This window comes from Candidatus Seribacter sulfatis, from assembly GCF_964187635.1.
GTDB classification, from domain to species: Bacteria; Verrucomicrobiota; Verrucomicrobiia; order Opitutales; family Seribacteraceae; genus Seribacter; species Seribacter sulfatis.
Genome location: NZ_CAXLMO010000014.1, coordinates 1 through 3,411, shown reverse-complemented (window position 1 = coordinate 3,411; position 3,411 = coordinate 1). Strand labels below are relative to the sequence as shown.

Genomic DNA, 3,411 nt, shown 5'->3' with positions numbered 1-3,411 from the left:
AGTCATACTCCGGATTAAACAAATTTTATCTGCAATTTTCGCAGTCTTAGGAAGATATTCCGTAACCTGAAAATCTGCTTTTGTTTTAATCGCTTTGCCAGGTCCTTGCGTTTTTCCACGCTTCGGGTCAAAGGTATCAATATGGCTCATCCCTCCTCGGACCTGCAAAAATATTATTCTCTTGGCTTTTCCAAACCCAGCTCCCAAAGGAAGCGAGTTGGAAGCTTTTAGATTTGGTAGAACCGTTAAACCAAAAGCACCAAGGGCACATTGTTCAACAAATTTTCTTCGGGTCAATTGATATGGTTTCATATTGCGGTGCTGTTTGTTTTACTGAACAAAGAGAAATTCAGTGGAATTAAATAGTGCCCAACTTAAGTCCTCTTTCTTCATTCCCTGAGCAAGGGCTTGCTCTATTGCATTCATTTCATCAGGAGTAGGCGGGCGACAGAAAAAGCTCAAAAAAAGAAACTGAACGGCTGACTTAAAATCTCCAGACCTTCTAAGCATTTTTGAAAGCCTGGCATCTCGATCATATAATAAGCGTTGCACTCCACCATTCATCAACATGAGAGCCTGAGGAATACTTCCTTCAACACTGGAGTCATTTACCAAATCACGGGATGACTGCCCAAACATTCTAAGAAAATGATTCTCTGGAGCAGGTTGAGAGAGTTCAGAAGCTCTTAAGAGAAAGTAATCATTCATTTTGACAGGTCGTTTCCCGTCCACAAAGTCCGCCTCAACAATTCTCTGGTTTGATTTCAAATAACCATTGTTTTTCATTAATAAGACTTTCTCCCGAACTTCATCTGGACTCATTTGTTCATATGGAAAATCATAGCGGGTAACCCTGTTTGACCGGTCGACTTTATAATCATCAAGGGAGCTGCCCAATACAAGAGCAAGAATCGAGTCCCAAGCTTGCTCGGCAGACATTCTCCTAAGAACCGGCCCGGGGAAAAGGTAATCTTCAGCATCTCCAGAGCTCGGTGTTACGCTCGATACCGCCTGATAGGCTTTGGAATTTAGAATTACTCGCTGAAACTCCCTCAAATCAAAATCTGCCGCGACCATGACCTTACCGAGCAGTTGTAGTAATTCAGGATTTGAAGCTTTCGTGAGATCATCTAAATCCTCCAATGGTTCCTGTACACCTAAACCAAAAAATCTCTTCCACAAGCGATTCGCAATGGCAATGGCAAATCTAGGATTTTTTTTATGGGTAAGCCATTCAGCAAAATTCTGTCTCAATTTACTTGGGTCTGCTTCATCAACTTTTACAGTTAGCTCTTCATCGTCCCAGACAAAAAGCAAAGGATCAACCTGACTTCCCGGTTTAACATCGCTGTAGGCATAATCATCGGGAAACTTCAATGTCTGAGACGATATTGTGTGAACTCGGGCCAGGTTCTGAGCCACTGCAGATGCAACATCTTGCTTGGTAATGCTTCCGTCCGGTAACTTTAATCGATTCCCCACTTTACGCGGATCTCGGTCACTCACATCGGTGGCCCCAAAAAAAGCAGCTAATTCATAAAATTCACGCTGGGTCCAATCTGCCAAAGGATGATCATGACACTGGGCACAGGAAACATTTGCACTCAGAAAAACATTGAGTGTATTGGACAAGTTATCCAAAGGCATTCCCGGATCTCTAAGCAAATAACCTGTAGGACCGGAACTGGCCAAAGTTCCCTCTGCGGTAAGCATTTTATAAACGACCTCATCCCAACGAATATTTTGGGCAATTTGATCCTTTAACCATCTTTCGTAATGATTGAAATTACTCCTTCTTAATTTCCCACGGTGTCTAAGGAGATCTGCCATCCAATTAAAAAGATGGGACCGATAACCGTCACTAAGCAGAAGCTGGTCGATGAGCTTTCTGCGTTTTTCAGGGTCTTTATTTGTTAAGAAACTGCTCGCTTCTCCATCGGTCGGGATTCTACCGGCCACATCAAGATAAATTCGTCTAACAAAGACAAAATCGTCTGTTTGCTTATTTGGCTGAACCCCGCTCTTAATCAATCTATTTCCAACAGTACGATCAATCCATAGAGAAGCCGATTTAATCTGATCCACTGTCATGCGAAAATTCTTATCCGCTTCAATCTGAGGAATATTTCTTTTGGACGGCAGCTCCTTGAGTTCCTGAGCAATACTAGGATCGGTTGGTCTTGTGTCCCGTTCCTGACGGTTCTTCTTTTTTCTCTTTCGTTTCGTATCAGTTTCCTCGCTTAAGTCCTTAGGTACTGCTTCAAGAATACTGAAAGCACCAAAATTCAAAGTAAACAGAAGAAGACAGGCTGGTATAAAAAAACGAATCATGAGCTGTGTGTAAGTAGTATGGCTTACTAATCAGAAGATTAAATTAGACTTAATGTAACAAGAAAAAAATTGTGATAAGAAATAAAGGACCCCAATGGGGGCTTAATAAATTTAAATCTATTAACTCATGAAACTCGAAAAAGTTACATTTGGCTAAATAAACAATGTTGCCGATAGTTAATATTGTACATAAGTGTTGATTTTTATTACTTTTTCAACCCAAATAAGTTTCGATGATTAAACTAGTTCTAAAATTCATTTTCCTTATTTCGGTAATTGATTCAGTTTTTTACGGCAGAAGTCCGAATATTCTTTTTATTGCAATTGATGATCTAAGACCAGAGCTAGGAATTTATGGGTCAAAAGTAAAAACTCCTCACATGGATCGTCTTGCTGAAACCGGAGTGCTTTTTGAGAAAGCCTATTGCCAGCAAGCAGTCTGCGGAGCTTCACGACTGTCTATTATGAGCGGGCTGTATCCAACACTTACTGGTGAGCAAACTTTTCATGTCGATGGCTGGAGAGAAAGGCATCCTCATTTACTTACATTAAATCAGTATTTCATGAATAATGGATATAATACGATCGGTCTGGGAAAAATATATCATGGCAATAGCGGACCGGGAGTAGACCCTCAAAACTGGTCACAATGGATTAAACCAAAAAGCGTTCCTCATTACGCAAAAAGGGAAAATGTAGAAGCACTAAACAAAGCCATTAAGGAAAATAAAGTGGGGGACAAAAAAGACCGGCCCAAAGGTCCCCTTACTGAATCTGCAGATGTTCACGATGACACTTACACTGATGGACAAACCACTTCCAAGGCAATTGAAATTCTTAAAGATCTGAGTCAGGTAAAAAACAACCCATTTTTTCTGGCTGTCGGACTTACTAAACCCCACCTTCCCTTTGTTGCCCCCAAAAAATATTGGGACTTATACATAAGAGAAGAATTCAGAATGCCAGCTAACAAGAGCATTCCTCCAGGATACCCGATCTATGCGGCTAATCAGTTTGCTTATGAAATGCACAAATACAGTGATTTTGAAGGTAAAAGTCCGAAAGATTTTTCTGATGACA

3 protein-coding genes are annotated in these 3,411 nt (G+C 40.8%); 1 reads left to right on the top strand and 2 read right to left on the bottom strand.

All coding sequences use genetic code 11. From position 1 onward, the window contains the following. A partial coding sequence (locus ACKPQ5_RS01845; protein ID WP_407677390.1) for a DUF1501 domain-containing protein occupies positions 1–312 on the bottom strand: 312 nt, incomplete at its 3' end. Between the two features lie 18 nt (positions 313–330). Next, the gene (locus tag ACKPQ5_RS01840; RefSeq protein WP_407677389.1) at positions 331–2,331 is read right to left on the bottom strand and encodes a DUF1553 domain-containing protein; all 2,001 of its coding nucleotides are present in this window, start codon (positions 2,329–2,331) and stop codon (positions 331–333) included. Between the two features lie 233 nt (positions 2,332–2,564). Here ACKPQ5_RS01840 and ACKPQ5_RS01835 point away from each other — a divergent pair. Next, positions 2,565–3,411 (top strand): sulfatase-like hydrolase/transferase (locus tag ACKPQ5_RS01835; RefSeq protein WP_407677388.1); only part of this gene is annotated, 847 nt, incomplete at its 3' end.

What these genes read in the sequence shown, in the direction of transcription:
- ACKPQ5_RS01840 (WP_407677389.1), bottom strand. Translation starts at nt 2,331, where the DNA reads ATGATTCGTTTTTTTATACCAGCCTGTCTTCTTCTGTTTACTTTGAAT.